This window comes from Photobacterium aphoticum, assembly GCF_001029435.1.
Taxonomy (GTDB): Bacteria; Pseudomonadota; Gammaproteobacteria; order Enterobacterales; family Vibrionaceae; genus Photobacterium; species Photobacterium aphoticum.
In genome coordinates this window covers 31,452-45,216 of sequence record NZ_LDOV01000016.1, presented here as the reverse complement: position 1 = coordinate 45,216, position 13,765 = coordinate 31,452, and the positions used below count along the sequence as shown (strand labels likewise).

Genomic DNA, 13,765 nt, shown 5'->3' with positions numbered 1-13,765 from the left:
ACGGTTGTCACCGGTACGTCGTCTCCCCGACGCGTCCGTGATTACGCATGGCGTGAGTGGCGGTTGCTGTGGCGCGACCGCTGGCTTGCGGCCATGGTGTCATGGTTGCCCATTCTGCTGTTTGTGTTTATGTGGGGGATTTTCTCGGCAGGCATTGCGCGGGATCTCCCGATTGGGGTGGTAGATTTGGATCACAGCGCGCTGTCTCGTCAGTTAACGCGCGATTATGATGCCAGCCCGACCATGGCCGTGACGGCATCCTATGGCTCGGTCGAGCAGGGCAGTCAGGCGCTGCGCGGGGGGGAAATCTACGCGCTGGTGGTGATCCCGAGTGAGTTGGAAAAAGAAACCCTGCGTGGCATGGCTCCGACCGTGACGGCGTTTTACAACAGCCAGTTTATTTTGATCGGAAAGTTGATTAACTCTGCGGTGATGCAGGCGCAAGGCACCCTGAATGCCAAAATCAATACCCTGCAAAACATGGCCGCAGGGGTGGATGTGCCGCTGCAAGCCCTCGGGCAGGCGGTGCCGGTGCGTTCGCAAATCACGCCGCTGTATAACAGCAACAGCCATTACGGACAGTTTTTGTTGCCAGCGATCATTCCGGCGATGTGGCAAATCGCCATTGTGATTACCACCATTATGGCGCTGTCGGCAGAAACCCGTCGAGCCAATGGAAATACGGCATGGCCTGGGCAGACGTCATGGTTAGGGCAAACGCCTATTCGCGCGTTGGTCGGTAAACTGCTGCCCTATACGGGGCTGTTCATGCTGCAAGGGGCACTGTTCCTGTGGGGCATGTATGTTTTGCTGGGCTGGCCGATGCACGGGCATTGGAGCATCTTGTTGCTGGCACAATGTTTGATGGTGTTGGCCTGTCAGGGCATGGCGTGTTTGCTGTATTTAGTCCCGCTGGATGCCACCAAGGCAATGAGTTTTGCAGCCGGTTTAACCGCGCCGGCGTTTGCGTTTGTTGGGGTGACGTTCCCTGCGACGGACATGCCGGGTTTTGCGCTGTTTTGGCGTGCCTTGTTACCGGCGACACATTATCTGGATGTGCAAATCCATCAGGTGAATCACGGTCAGGACTGGTATCAGGCGATGCCGCAACTGGCCGCATTGCTGGTCTTTGGCGTGACCTGGCTGCTCGCCTTTGCCCGCGTGAAGCAACTGGCGGCAAGCCATGCTCAGCATGATGTGGACAAGAAAGTGAAAGTGAATGTGAACCTGGATCTGAACCGTGCAGCGCAGCAGGAGGACAGAGCATGACATGGGGATCTTTATGGCGAAATGAGTTACGCGCCATTTTTACCAATACTTCGCTGCTGTTTACCGTCTTCGGTGGGGTGCTGATTTACTCTTTCCTTTATCCGATGCCGTATTCCCACCAGTTGCCGCGCGAGCAGGCCATTGTGGTGGTGAATTTGGATAAAAGTGCGATGAGTCGTGAACTCGTGCGTATGGCCGATGCAACCCCACAAGTACGTGTGGCTGCGCAGGCTGGCAGTTTAACCGCCGCCAAAGCGATGATCACGGCAGGTGAGGTGGAAGGGTTGTTGCTGATCCCTGAGCACTTCAACCGCGATGTGTTGCTGGGCAAAAGCCCAACGCTAGCCTATGCCGGTGACGCAGCCTATTTCCTTGTCTACGGCACCATTGTCGAAGGCTTGGCCTCGGCGGGTGGCACCTTGGGCGCACAGGTGAAAGTCGCGCGCATGGTAATGTCTGGTGACAATCTGGTGTTAGCGGCAGAGCAATACACGCCGATTAAGATCAATGCCCAACCGGTGTTTAACCCGACCATGGGGTATGTGAACTACGTGGTGCCTGCGGTGTTTGTGTTGATCCTGCACCAAACATTGCTGATTGCAGTGGCGTTGTTAGGTGGCGGACAAAATGCCAGCCGTTTAGCGGGTGAGCAGGGCTATTGGCTGCAACAGCCGGTATGGCGTTTGATGAGTGTGCGGGCGGTGATTTTTGCGCTGATGTATGTTCCGCTGGTGATGTATTACTTTGGCTTTAGCTTCGAGTACTACCAGATCAGCCGCCTAGCCGCGATCCCGGATCTGCTGTTTGTCACTGTGCCATTTTTGCTGGCGGTGATTTTCCTTGGCATGGTATTGGGGCAGCTGATTCCCCGTCGTGAATTGGCGACCGTGGTGGTATTGCTAAGCTCGCTGCCGTTGGTGTTCTCTGCGGGCTTTATTTGGCCGGTCGAAGCCCTGCCTGCGCCTATTTACCTGCTGTCGCAATTGGCGCCGTCGACACCGGCGATCAATGCATTTCTGCGTCTGAATCAGATGGGGGCAGATTTATCGCAGGTGATGCCAGAGGTGGGGCTGTTGTGGTTGCAGGTGGTCGTGTATGCCCTGTTGGCACTGGGTTTGATGACCAAAGCGAAACATCAGGTGGTACAGATGCCTGCTCATCTGTCAGTGGAGTCATCACGGGATTGACCCTATAAGCCTTAAAAGGAAAGCCCGAAAAAGAAAAGCGCAATAAGGCCGAAACCCTATTGCGCTTTTTGCAGAGAACCCGGTTAGAAGAAGCCTAAGGCATCGTCACTGTAACTGACCAATAGGTTCTTGGTTTGCTGGTAGTGATCCAACATCATCTTGTGCGTTTCGCGTCCCACTCCTGATTTTTTATAGCCACCAAAGGCCGCGTGTGCCGGATATTGGTGGTAACAGTTCATCCAAATACGCCCCGCTTCAATGGCCCGTCCCATGCGGTAAGCCAAGTTCGTATCACGCGTCCACACACCGGCACCCAAGCCAAACTCGGTATCGTTCGCGATGGCAACGGCCTCCGCCTCATCTTTGAATGTGGTGACCGCCACCACCGGCCCAAAGATCTCTTCTTGGAAAATCCGCATCGCGTTGTGGCCTTTGAGCAGGGTAGGCTGAATGTAGAAGCCGGATTCAGGCGAACCGTTACCCACATCCACACCGCCGCCAATCAGCACCTCCGCACCTTCTTCCCGACCAATGTTCAGATAATCCAGAATCTTATTAAATTGCTGTTCAGACGCCTGTGCCCCCACCATGGTGTCGGTATCCAGTGGGTTACCGCGTTGGATCTGCTCAATGCGGGCAATGACGCGGGCGATGAAGGCATCATAAATGTCTTCTTGGATCAGCAGGCGAGAAGGACAGGTACACACTTCCCCTTGGTTAAAGAAAGCCAGTACCGCCCCCTCCACACATTTGTCGATGTACGCGTCATCTTGCTGCATCACATCCGAGAAGTAGATGTTAGGGGATTTACCGCCTAATTCGACCGTCGACGGAATGATGTTCTCGGCAGCCGCTTGCAAAATTTTTGCCCCTGTTGGGGTGGAGCCGGTAAAGGCAATTTTGGCAATACGGGTGCTGGTGGCCAGCGCCTGTCCGGCTTCTGCGCCCAGCCCGTTGACCACATTGAGTACGCCTGGTGGCAGCAAATCCCCGATCACTTCCACCAGCTTAAGAATCGATACCGGGGTTTGTTCGGCCGGTTTGAGCACCACACAGTTACCGGTGACCAGTGCCGGGGCCAGTTTCCATGCGGCCATCAAGAGTGGGAAGTTCCACGGAATGATTTGTCCGACCACGCCAAGCGGTTCATGGAAATGATAAGCCACGGTGTGCTGGTCAATTTCCCCAATGGTGCCTTCCTGCGCACGGATACAGCCGGCGTAGTAACGGAAGTGGTCGACGCATAGCGGCAGATCCGCCGCTAGCGTTTCCCGTACCGCTTTGCCGTTATCCCAGGTTTCTGCCACGGCCAGCATGGCCAGATTGGCTTCAATGCGATCGGCAATTTTGAGCATCAGATTGGCACGTTCGGTGACAGAGGTTTTCGCCCAGGCATCTTTGGCCTGATGGGCGGCATCTAACGCCATATCGATGTCTTTGGCACAAGAGCGCGGGATTTCGCAGATCACCTCACCGTTCACCGGGCTGATGTTATTAAAATACTGCCCTTCAATCGGTGCGACCCATGCGCCGTTGATGTAGTTACCGTAACGGCTTTTGAATTCAACAATGCTTCCTTCCTGACCGGGACATGTGTAAATCATCGTCTCTATCTCCTTGCTCTACGTTGTTGGATGGTGAGGAAAACGTCCGTGCGATTGCGGCTGCATAACGCACTGAGCGCGCCTCAAAGTGTTGGCTGACGTTGTTATGTTTGTATTGGCGCTTATCATGTTGCGTGATGTGAATATAGTGTTAAATTTGTGGGCGTTCTTTCATCTCTGTACAGAATGTTTGACTGAGCGTACGGAATTTCCGAGTATGGAGAGATACGCATTTAACAAAGGGTTAACACCGTGATGGCGCACTCTTCCTCTGCTTTGCCAAAAACCTTAGTTGAACACCGTACCGCCGTAACGGGTGAACAGGCGCAAGTGTGCCGCTACGACACCTATTTGCCCGAAGAGGCGGTTGGGTTTGCGGTCAGTGAACTCACGGTGTGTGCTATGCTGACCGGCACTAAGGTGATGCACCATGCCGACAGTGCGCACGCGCAGGTTTTTCAGCTGGGCGAATCGTTTGTGTTAGCGGGCGGGGAGTCGGTCAACATTGATTTTCCGGATGCCAGACTGGCGCAGCCGACCCAATGTTTAACCGTTGAAATTGCCAGTGAGAAAGTCCAGCAGGTGGCGAAGCAGTTATGTTTGCAAGATGCGACACATGAATACACCAGCGCCCATCTGCCGGTGACCTTGCACACCGCCAACGCCCCGCAAACCCAGGCCCTGATCGGTAAAATGAGTCAACTGTTTGATGAGCACGTGCAAGATCAAATGCTGATGGCAGATCTCACGGTCACAGAATTGGTGCTGCGGTTATTACGACAAAATACCGCACACTTTGTGTTGGCGCACAGTCAGGCACAACCGGATGCCAGTGGCCTGAATGCTGCCATCGCGTTGATCCGGCACAATGTCACCCGCACCATTGAGATAGAGACGCTGTGTAAAGCCGCCTGCATGAGCCGCACCAACCTGTATCAGAAGTTCAAGCAACTGCTCGACTGTACCCCCGCCGAATTTATCATTCACACCAAGTTAGATGCCGCCACGCACATGCTCACCCAAGGGCGCACAATCACAGAAGTCAGCTACACCCTCGGTTTTCGGCATCCCAGCCATTTTACCCGCCGTTTTAAACAAAAATTTGGCGTCAGCCCTCGTCAGTATGTGCAGGGGCTGGCAGTGTGATTCGAAGGATGAACAGGAAGCGATAAGCAGGTCATGGATATCAGAGGGTAAGAAAATACGAGAGTCGCGATAACTAGACGGAATCAGGTGAAATGATGAGGGAAAGTAGGAGGTATTATCGTGACTGAAAGTGTTCCCCCGCATGGCGCAGGGGAACAAAAGGCCGAGAGTGAGTGATTACTGAGGCGTTGTCGTCGCTGGTGCTTGATACGCTTTGGTACCCCACAATGGAACCGTGGACAAGCTGTGCTTGAAGCTGCCTTCGGTTTCTTTGGTGGTGTATGACAAGTACAGCAGCGTCTGGTTTTCTGGATCATAGATACGGCGCACTTTCATCGTTTTGAAGAAGATGCTCTTTGACTGCTTGAACACTACTTCGCCCGACTTGCTCTTATCAATCTTGGCAATCATCTCTGGCGTGATATCACCGGTTTGACGACAAGAGATAGAGCTGTCGCTTGGATCGGACAAGCTCAGATCCGCTTCAACCGAGGCAATGTGACAGGTCACACCCGTTACGATCTCATCTTCCATGTGGCCGATTTTGATGTCTTTCAGGGTAAACATGCCCAATGACACATCACCCACTTCGTTGTCGGAACAGCCTGTCAATAACGTTGCAGCGGCCAATACACCCGCCACCAATAGCTTTGATTTCATTCTTCTTTCTCCATGATTTTTCCACGATGATAGCAGCATTTACGGCGCTACCCTAATGGCGTCCTGATCCTTATGGTGCAGAGTGCGTGTGAATCCGCACGTTTTTAGTCTGTTTTGTCCGTGTTGCTGTGATCGTTATTGCTTTGATCTGCACTGCCATGCTTGGTCGCTTGTTGCTGAGTCAGTTGCCACAGCTTTTCGGCGCGGGAGCCAATGAACCAGAAGCTGACGGCCAGCAGAGCAAAAAAGACGGTCTTATGCAGGCTGTCCCAAAAATATTCAAAGAAGCGGGTGTACAGGTTGATCAATAAGAACACCATCCCGAACGTACGGGTGACCGCATCATCCTGACGGATCCCATAAATAATGGCCGCTAAACAGATAATGCCAGACAGAATCGCCCAATGGATGAAATGCCATTGCGGTACGTTAGACCACGCGGCCGCACTGTTGTAGTTGCCGATAATGGAAATTAACCATAACGCACTTAACAGGTACAACCAACCTATAAAGCGGGTGGCATCTTTCAGATTAGCCGGTAACACCGTGGTAAACGAACTGCCCAGCACAATGCCACCGACAATGGCTAAGCGCCAGGCCACGTTTAAGCCCAAGAAGTAATCATTGGCATCGGCCAGATATTGGGTTAACTCAAGGCTCCAACCGGCAAAGGCCAATAGGCCAAACAGCCAAATGAGGATGCTGTTCAGACGCCATCCGACAAGGCCATAGACCACCATTAACAGGCCAAGGAAAAAGGCGACATGGAAAGTTTCGAACCAGGCGGTTTCACGCAGAAAGCCGACAGACACGGCACTCATTAATACGCCAAAGAAGTAGACGGCTTCGTTGCTGAAGCGTTTTTCCGGGTGTTTCAGGCGACGTTGTGCGCCGCCGTAATAGGCGAGGGCGGCTAACACGGCACTGATCACGGTTAGCACGCTGGCCGGGGTATCAATGAGTTTGGCCAGCAGTGCCATCAGGAAGTCATCGGCCAGCAGCACGCCTACGGCAATGACGCAGCAGGTGATGGCAATCCAGAACGAATAGACGGCCAGCAACTTCCAGTCAAACCCGACAATTTCCACGCTGGCGCGCAGGGTGTGGGCTTGATCAGGGCTGATGTGCTGGTCTTTTTCCCATTCATCAATGGCGAGATAAACGGGCTTGGCTTGGCGTTTGGTGATTTTCATGGTGTATCTGTCTTAAACAAAATACGCAGCCGAAGCTGCGTATTGAGAGGGAGCCGATTAAGGCTGTTTTGGCGCATCTTCTGCGATGGCTTCTGGCACAAAGGTCAGAATGTGTTGCTCAGAAGTCAGCGTCAGCACGTTGTTTTCCAGTGCCGCATTGTTCCACTCTTGCAGTGATTGGGTCATCACGGCTTCAACGGTGGCTTGGTCATCCTGAATACAGGCCATCTTGGTGGAGCCCATGTTGGTCACACGGAACTTGTTGCTGTCAGCCACTTCTGCCTGACCAAAGAAACGGTTACAGCCACCAAAACCTGAGACTTTCAAGGTCGCATCAATCGCCATGCCCGGTACCGTGCGTGGTTCGCTGATGGAAATGTCTTTGCCGTCGACTTTGGTCAATACCCAGCTCTGTTGGATATTGTCAGCCGAGAAGCCTTTTTCAATGTCGGCTTCACAGCCAGTGAGTAAGAGGGTTGCGGTTGAGAATGCAATGAGCCATTTTTTCATCGTTGTCACCTTAAACCGGTTAAGCCTTGTTGATTGCATTCGCGGGTTGAGCGAATACGCTGTCAGGGCGAATACAAGGGAAGAGATTGTTGACCTAATAGTAGCACTTTGAACCCAACGTATTGAAGTCGCTTGAGTATATTGATGACAATTACAACATACTGCGGCCAAAATAGTTGATTTCCCCTTTCTTGAGTTCGAGGACGTTTTCTTTGCGTAAGTCCATCGCTTGCAACGCCTGTTGCGCTTCACAATAACTGCCGTTTTTACTGAAGGCTTCGCGGCTGACATCGATCGCGCGCTCGGCTAAACGGCGTACCTCGGGCTGGGTTTGACTGTCACTGAAGATGACTTGCTGCTGACCCAAAAGGACTTCCATTTCCTTCATGCAAATTTTTTCGTTATCTGGCAGCACATTGTTGGCCAGCACCACCGGAGAGACACTCAGGGCAAGCAGGCACAACGGCACCAGACGTAACGGGCGGTTAAACATGTTACGGTTCACTATTTCTTGGCGCGTTTGCTGCCTGAATGCGGTGGCAGCGAACGTGAGGGGTAAGGACTTAGCGTAATGGTAATTTTTCTAAGCATCGGCGACACAGGCAGCTGCCCAGTTTCAGGCCTGATGTATCACGTTTATCGAGTTCAAAACACCAACAGGTGCTACGTCCGGCACTGATATCACAAAAAGCAGGCTGGCCGCACTGGCTGCACAGGTGGGTAGATTGTGTTCCCCGGATCTCATCAATACGCTGTTGCTGATCGTCATCAGACATGGCAGACCACGTAGTTAATTCATTCATCGTACGGTGGCATCCGCTACAGATACCGTTGTTATTTTTACATAAACCAATGCAAGGGGTTTTCACGACGGGCTCCAGAAGGAACGGTAATACGTCAACCTCAACAGGGACGCGAAGAAGGGACGTACCCTACCACAATCGCGTCTTGCTGTCTTGTTTGTCACCGTCGCTCAACCTGTTAGTGACAAGAGGCGATTCGAGGGTGATTAGCTCGCTAACGTCTTGATGACTTTATCCGGGAAGCCGAAGTATTTCTGGTTGCCGTCTTGGTCGAGCAACAAACAATTGCCGGATGCAGCGAGGTACGAAGCATCATTGGTGGTGAAAATCACCGTCGCGTTGGCAAGCTTTTCGGTAAAGAGTTTGTTGATGTATTTCACGTGTTCTTTTTCACATCCGACAAACGGCTCATCAATAATGACGATGTTCTGATCGCTGTTACCGAGCCCTAATGCCATGCGCAGACGTTGTTGCACGCCGTTGGGCAGCTGGGCGACAAAGTCATTGGACATGTACGTGTGTATGCCTTCGGGCAGCCACGGAGTCAGGTCGAAAAAGGCAATAATCTCTTCCATTTGCGATACTGCGATAACCCCATCATGGATGATGAAGTTCGATTCTAACGTGCCCTCAAAAATGTGCAGCTCGAAAGGAATGTAGTTGATGGCTTTGCGAAAGCGGTAGTTGTTAAATTGCTTAATGTTGTAGCCATCAAAGAGCACATTGCCCTGATAGCGGGATTCCAGTCCGGCCAAGATACCTAAAAGGGTGGTTTTGCCCGAGCCCGACGCGCCGGAAATGGCGATTTTGTCCCCGGGGGCGGCCGCAAAGGCCAAATTGGTCAACCCCACCGGGGAGCCGGTATAGCGATGGGTCAGGCCGTTAACCGCGACTTTGCCTTTAAATTGGCGGATTGGCGGGCTGCTTTCAATGCTGTGGCGATCATCGCTCAGTGACATCAGGGCGTTGATCTGCGCACTGGCGGCTTTGATGGTTTTGTATTTGGTGATGCCGTTGTAGATCCCCATGATAGGGCCGAGCGCTTTCCAGACCAGAATAATGATTGCCAGCATGGCCCCCGCTTCCGTGGTGCCCGCCATGACACCCATGACAGCGGTGACGATACTGGCGGTACCGATGGCTTGGATTAACCCTTGGCCGAGCGTTTGAATATTGCCATTGGTGACGGAGACATGCTGCGCGTCGTCCAGACTTTGGCTGTGTGCGGCCTGAAAACGCGAGCGGATCACCCGCAGCAACGGTAATCCCTGAATACTGGCAATACTGCGCAGTAATTCATTCCATTGGTAAGACACCATGGCGTTGGCGCGAGAACTGTTGGCGGTGGCCTGTGTGTAGATGTAACGGGCGTAAACGCAGAACACCAGCATCAACACAATCCCGGCTAAAACGGTTAAGGCCGCCGTGCCGGAAATCATGGTGATCGCCAGAATAAAGATGATCACAAAGGGCATATCAAAGTAGCTGAGGGTGGATTCAGCGGTGACCAGTTTGCGCAGCTGGTCGATATCTTTCAAGCGGGCTAACTGGGAAGACACGCCGGCTGAGGACGTCATGGCATAGGGCAGCCAGAGCAATTTACTGATGACGTTTTTAGAAATGTGGGTGGCGAGATCTTTCCCCGACGTCGCCAAAATATTCATGCGCAGCCGTTTGAAACCGTATTCCGCCAAAGCCAGAAACACCGCGAAGCTGGTCAGCCAAAAGAGGGTGCTTTCCGATCCTGAGCTGAGGGCAAAGTTGTACACCCCCATGATAAAGAACGGTTGCATTGCCCCTAAAATATTGATGACCAAACTGAGGATCATCAGGCTTTTGATTTCATTGTTGTAACGGTAAAAAGCATGTTTGATCCAGTTGGATTTATCTTGGGAAGCCGGTGGCGGCTCGCGGAATATTTTGGAGTATTCGGAGATTTCACACACCTGACAGGCCACCTCACTCAGTGCGTGTTCCACCAGCACGTTGTTGCGGTAATCAAACAGTTTGGCTTTTCCGTCAGACACCCCCAGAAAAATGGTGCAAACCTGATCAAATTCCACAAAGGCGGGCACACTGACCTGTGTTAATTGGTGCATGCTAGTGAGGGTTTGTGTGCGGCATTCGTAATCTAAGCGAGACAGGGTGCTGGCAAAGCTGTCGATATCTTGGGCGCGGGGCATGAAGGCATCAGACAGGATTTCTGGTGTACCTTCCCATTGCAGGGTGATTAAGGTGTACGCCAGCCCTAACAGCATGGGGGAGTCTTGATAGCGCTGTTTGAATTTGGCCGAGCCGAAGTCGCCCAGACGCTCTTCGGTATTGCTGAAATTGATCAATACACTCATGCGGCGGCCTCCTGCGTAAACGGGTGTGTCACGAGGCGGTTGTCGAGTTGCCCCAATTTGTTGCTGACGATAATACAGATAAGGTTATTGGCCTTGGGCGCTACACAAGCCAGTAGCAGGCGGCCAAATTGTTCGTCATAGACGCAGTCAATATCGTCAATCATCAGCACACTTTTATTGCTGAGCAGTGCCCGCACGATCAGCAGTGCAAACAGTACCTGACGAGAAAACGGCAATTGGCTGTGGCTGGCGATTTTGGTGTAGAAACCGTTTTTAAGCCCATCGATTTTGTCTTTAATCGCCAGGTTTTCGCACAGAGAAAACGCCGCACTGTTCAGATGAGGCTGAAAACAGGTCAGGTTATCAATGATGGTGCCTTCGACCAGCGAGGCGTTTTTATCCACCTTGATGATATTGTTACGCCAGGTGTGGTAATCAATGTGGCTGGCAGGCTCGTCATTGATGCGGATGTGGTGATCATCGGCATGGCTGTCACGGGTTAGACAGCGCAACAAATGACTTTTGCCACTCCCGCTGGGGCCAGTAAACAGGTGCAGTTGCCCTTTGGACAGATCGTAGTGGGCTGTCGGGGTATCAACATGCAACGTTTGAATGGCTAACGGGGATGCGACTGCCGCATCTAGTACCGCATGCAGGTTCGCCGGGCTGTCAGTGATGCAATCCGTTGCTTGCAGAGACGATTGATCTGAGCCTTGCGTTGCGGCTTGCGTTGAAGGCAAGTCCAGCAAGGCCGCGACGCGCTCAATGTTGAGTTGATTGACCCGCCAGCGACTGAGTGTGCGCATCACTTGCTGATAAGGCGCAAAGTAGCGGTTGGTCAGCAGGATCACCGCCGCCATGACCCCTTGGCTGATTGACAGATTGATAACGGAATGGGCACAGAACACCACGACCACGGCCACAGAAAGCTGTTGGATCAGGCTGAGGGTCAAGTTGAACGATGATTCCAGCCGTTCATAGGCGATGCTTTGGGTTTCCCGCTCGCTGATCATTTCCACCATCACGCTTTCAATGCGGTATTCCATGGTGCGGCTTTTGATATCCAGCGGGTTGGAGACGATCTCGATGATTTTGGAGTTGGTCAGCCCTTCAATATCTGCCCGCTGAGACAATACATCAACCCGCTTTTTCGACAGCAGGTGAGCCGCTACCCACAGTACGGCAGAGGCGGCAATAAGTGCTAAGCCCGCCCATGCGTTGATCAAAAAGATGATCAGAATAGTGATGATACTGGTACCGGCGTTAATACACGCCTTGATGGACTCGCCGCCAAAGAACTGTTTGATGTCGGGAATGGTGGCGATCCGCTCCAGGTATTCGCCCATTTCAAGGCGGTTGAAACGCTCAATGTGCGCCGCACAGATCGCCATGAAAACCCGATTTGTTAATTGGCTTTCAAACCGCTTCATGATCAGGGAAACCAGCTGCTCTTCCTGACGCTTTAACTGATAGTCAAACACGATGGCGGTCAGGATGATGGCAAACAGCAGCATCAGGGAAGGCGTCGACTGATTCGGCAAAATACGGTCGAAAATGATCAAGATGGAAAATGGCAATACCAGCCCGAGTAAGGTGGTCATCAGGGTGGAAAAGATCAGGTAAATCTTATCCATCGGACTGATTTTTCGGGTGAATAATGGACTTTTCATGACTGGCTCCCTGTTACTGCGTCAACAAATGTAGCGGGATCGGTGAGTCAGCGCGTTTGTCTCCGATAGGGGACATCTGTTCTGCGATCTTGCCAATGGTGTTTTTGTTGAGGTTGCCAATCAGCTCATTGAGCTGAACCAGCGTGATGATGTAGTCGTAGCGGGCATTTTCGTAATCCCGAATACTGCTGAACAATTTACTTTCCGCCGAGAGTAAATCGGTAATGGTACGGGTACCGAGTTTATGGGCTTTCTGGATACCGATGTACGAGGCATAGTTGGCCTGAATGATGACGGTGAGGCTTTGCAGTGACGCGGAAAAATCATTGATGTCATAAATAAACGCATCAAACTGTTGCTGGCTGCGCGACTTGCTGTTTTGCAGGTCAATTTCACTTTGCGTAATGCTGACTTTGTTTTGCTGATAGCGGTAGTAATCCCGCCCGCCATCCACAATGGGAATGTCCAGTGTCAGGGTGTACACCGCTTCTTCGGTGATGCCATTGTCTGGGTAGACGGTGGCGGTGGATTCGTTGGTGTCGTTGTAGGTATAGCCGATGCTGCCTTTCAGTGACGGCACAAACGTGGAGCCGGTTTCTTTCAGGGTTTGCCGGCGTTGATTGACCGTTTGCTGGGCAATTAATAAGTCATAACCGGATTGATACAAAATGTCGTTGAGTGAGCGCTGACGTTGGTCAGAGATCGCCGAAAATTGCACGCTCGATTGCAAATCAAAATCGGGCACGACCGCTTGCTGTACGATGTTCTCCAACTCTGTCAGGATCACGCGCTGCTCTTTTTTCAGCGTACGCAAGGTATTGGCGGTCTGTTCTTTCTGTGCCAGCACTTCGTAGCGTTCTGTGCCTGCCACATTTCCCAGTTCAATATTGCGGTTAATCAGGGTTAAGCGAGAAATAGACGAGTCGTATTCCGCCTGAGTGGCGCGGATCTGCGCGCTGTTTTTCAGGTATTCAAAATAGGTGGTTGCCGTATCGAGTATGATGCGCTGGCGGGTTTGTGCGGTGCGCAAGGTTTCGATATCCAGCGTGATATTGGCATTGCGTTGGGAATACCAGTCGCCCAGATCAAACAAGGTTTGCGACAAGGTGATATTAAAGCCGTGATCGTTGTAATCATTGGCGAGATCGCCGCCTTGTTCCTGGCGGGTTTTGCTCTCATTCCAGCGGGTATTGGCCGATGCCCCTAAGGTCGGTAAGAACTTGGCGCGATTGATGTCCACCTCATACTGTGATGCATCAAGGCCGGTTTCTGCACTGCTGAGGCTGAGGTTTTGCGCCAGTGCGGCATCGACCACACTGAGCAAATCGGCGGCGTGTGTATGCGCGGTGGACAGGATTCCACCGAGCAAAAGGGC

At 52.3% G+C, this 13,765-nt stretch carries 12 protein-coding genes; 3 read left to right on the top strand and 9 right to left on the bottom strand.

What is annotated here, in order from left to right:
* The first annotated feature begins 93 nt into the window (after nt 1-93).
* Complete coding sequence (locus tag ABT58_RS08480) at nt 94-1,269, top strand: ABC transporter permease (RefSeq protein ID WP_373300208.1); 1,176 nt, start codon at nt 94-96, stop codon at nt 1,267-1,269.
* Nucleotides 1,266-2,456: an ABC transporter permease gene (locus ABT58_RS08475; protein ID WP_047873960.1), complete on the top strand. Its 1,191-nt coding sequence runs from the start codon at nt 1,266-1,268 to the stop codon at nt 2,454-2,456. The genes ABT58_RS08480 and ABT58_RS08475 overlap by 4 nt, the downstream gene beginning before the upstream one ends.
* 83 nt (nt 2,457-2,539) lie before the next feature.
* On the opposite strand, the gene exaC is transcribed toward ABT58_RS08475, so the two are convergent.
* On the bottom strand, nt 2,540-4,060 hold the full coding sequence (gene exaC / locus ABT58_RS08470) for an acetaldehyde dehydrogenase ExaC (RefSeq protein ID WP_047873959.1): 1,521 nt from the start codon (nt 4,058-4,060) through the stop codon (nt 2,540-2,542).
* 255 nt (nt 4,061-4,315) lie between these two features.
* On the opposite strand from exaC, the gene ABT58_RS08465 reads away from it, so the two are divergent.
* The gene (locus ABT58_RS08465) at nt 4,316-5,206 is read left to right on the top strand and encodes a helix-turn-helix domain-containing protein (RefSeq protein WP_047873958.1); all 891 of its coding nucleotides are present in this window, start codon (nt 4,316-4,318) and stop codon (nt 5,204-5,206) included.
* 177 nt (nt 5,207-5,383) lie between these two features.
* Here the strand turns inward: ABT58_RS08465 and ABT58_RS08460 are convergent, their stop codons facing one another.
* The 8 genes from ABT58_RS08460 to ABT58_RS08425 all read right to left on the bottom strand — a co-directional run bounded on the left by ABT58_RS08460 (nt 5,384) and on the right by ABT58_RS08425 (nt 13,759).
* Nucleotides 5,384-5,866: a CreA family protein gene (locus ABT58_RS08460; RefSeq protein WP_047873957.1), complete on the bottom strand. Its 483-nt coding sequence runs from the start codon at nt 5,864-5,866 to the stop codon at nt 5,384-5,386.
* Between the two features lie 104 nt (nt 5,867-5,970).
* The gene (locus tag ABT58_RS08455) at nt 5,971-7,059 is read right to left on the bottom strand and encodes a purine-cytosine permease family protein (protein WP_189595464.1); all 1,089 of its coding nucleotides are present in this window, start codon (nt 7,057-7,059) and stop codon (nt 5,971-5,973) included.
* 57 nt (nt 7,060-7,116) lie between these two features.
* The gene (locus tag ABT58_RS08450; protein WP_047873956.1) at nt 7,117-7,569 is read right to left on the bottom strand and encodes an META domain-containing protein; all 453 of its coding nucleotides are present in this window, start codon (nt 7,567-7,569) and stop codon (nt 7,117-7,119) included.
* 151 nt (nt 7,570-7,720) lie between these two features.
* Nucleotides 7,721-8,062 (bottom strand): hypothetical protein, encoded by a 342-nt coding sequence (locus ABT58_RS08445; protein WP_053063029.1) that lies wholly within the window; start codon nt 8,060-8,062, stop codon nt 7,721-7,723.
* Nucleotides 8,063-8,132: 70 nt separating this feature from the next.
* The gene (locus ABT58_RS08440) at nt 8,133-8,438 is read right to left on the bottom strand and encodes a cysteine-rich CWC family protein (protein WP_047873955.1); all 306 of its coding nucleotides are present in this window, start codon (nt 8,436-8,438) and stop codon (nt 8,133-8,135) included.
* Nucleotides 8,439-8,578: 140 nt separating this feature from the next.
* Nucleotides 8,579-10,720 carry an ATP-binding cassette domain-containing protein gene (locus tag ABT58_RS08435; protein ID WP_047873954.1) on the bottom strand — a complete coding sequence of 714 codons (2,142 nt, stop codon included), beginning with the start codon at nt 10,718-10,720 and terminating at the stop codon, nt 8,579-8,581.
* A complete protein-coding gene (locus tag ABT58_RS08430; RefSeq protein ID WP_047873953.1) occupies nt 10,717-12,390 on the bottom strand; it encodes an ATP-binding cassette domain-containing protein in 1,674 nt (557 codons plus the stop codon). Before ABT58_RS08430 ends, ABT58_RS08435 begins: the two co-directional genes overlap by 4 nt.
* A 13-nt stretch (nt 12,391-12,403) precedes the next feature.
* Nucleotides 12,404-13,759, bottom strand: a complete 1,356-nt coding sequence (locus ABT58_RS08425) for a TolC family protein (RefSeq protein ID WP_229821716.1) — start codon at nt 13,757-13,759, stop codon at nt 12,404-12,406.
* Nucleotides 13,760-13,765: the final 6 nt, after the last annotated feature.

Bases quoted from the DNA above. Each gene is read 5' to 3' on its own strand.
- ABT58_RS08480 (WP_373300208.1), top strand. From the start codon at position 94: ATGGTGTCATGGTTGCCCATTCTGCTGTTTGTGTTTATGTGGGGGATT.
- ABT58_RS08475 (WP_047873960.1), top strand. From the start codon at position 1,266: ATGACATGGGGATCTTTATGGCGAAATGAGTTACGCGCCATTTTTACC.
- exaC (WP_047873959.1), bottom strand. From the start codon at position 4,060: ATGATTTACACATGTCCCGGTCAGGAAGGAAGCATTGTTGAATTCAAA.
- ABT58_RS08465 (WP_047873958.1), top strand. From the start codon at position 4,316: ATGGCGCACTCTTCCTCTGCTTTGCCAAAAACCTTAGTTGAACACCGT.
- ABT58_RS08460 (WP_047873957.1), bottom strand. From the start codon at position 5,866: ATGAAATCAAAGCTATTGGTGGCGGGTGTATTGGCCGCTGCAACGTTA.
- ABT58_RS08455 (WP_189595464.1), bottom strand. From the start codon at position 7,059: ATGAAAATCACCAAACGCCAAGCCAAGCCCGTTTATCTCGCCATTGAT.
- ABT58_RS08450 (WP_047873956.1), bottom strand. From the start codon at position 7,569: ATGAAAAAATGGCTCATTGCATTCTCAACCGCAACCCTCTTACTCACT.
- ABT58_RS08445 (WP_053063029.1), bottom strand. From the start codon at position 8,062: ATGTTTAACCGCCCGTTACGTCTGGTGCCGTTGTGCCTGCTTGCCCTG.
- ABT58_RS08435 (WP_047873954.1), bottom strand. From the start codon at position 10,720: ATGAGTGTATTGATCAATTTCAGCAATACCGAAGAGCGTCTGGGCGAC.
- ABT58_RS08430 (WP_047873953.1), bottom strand. From the start codon at position 12,390: ATGAAAAGTCCATTATTCACCCGAAAAATCAGTCCGATGGATAAGATT.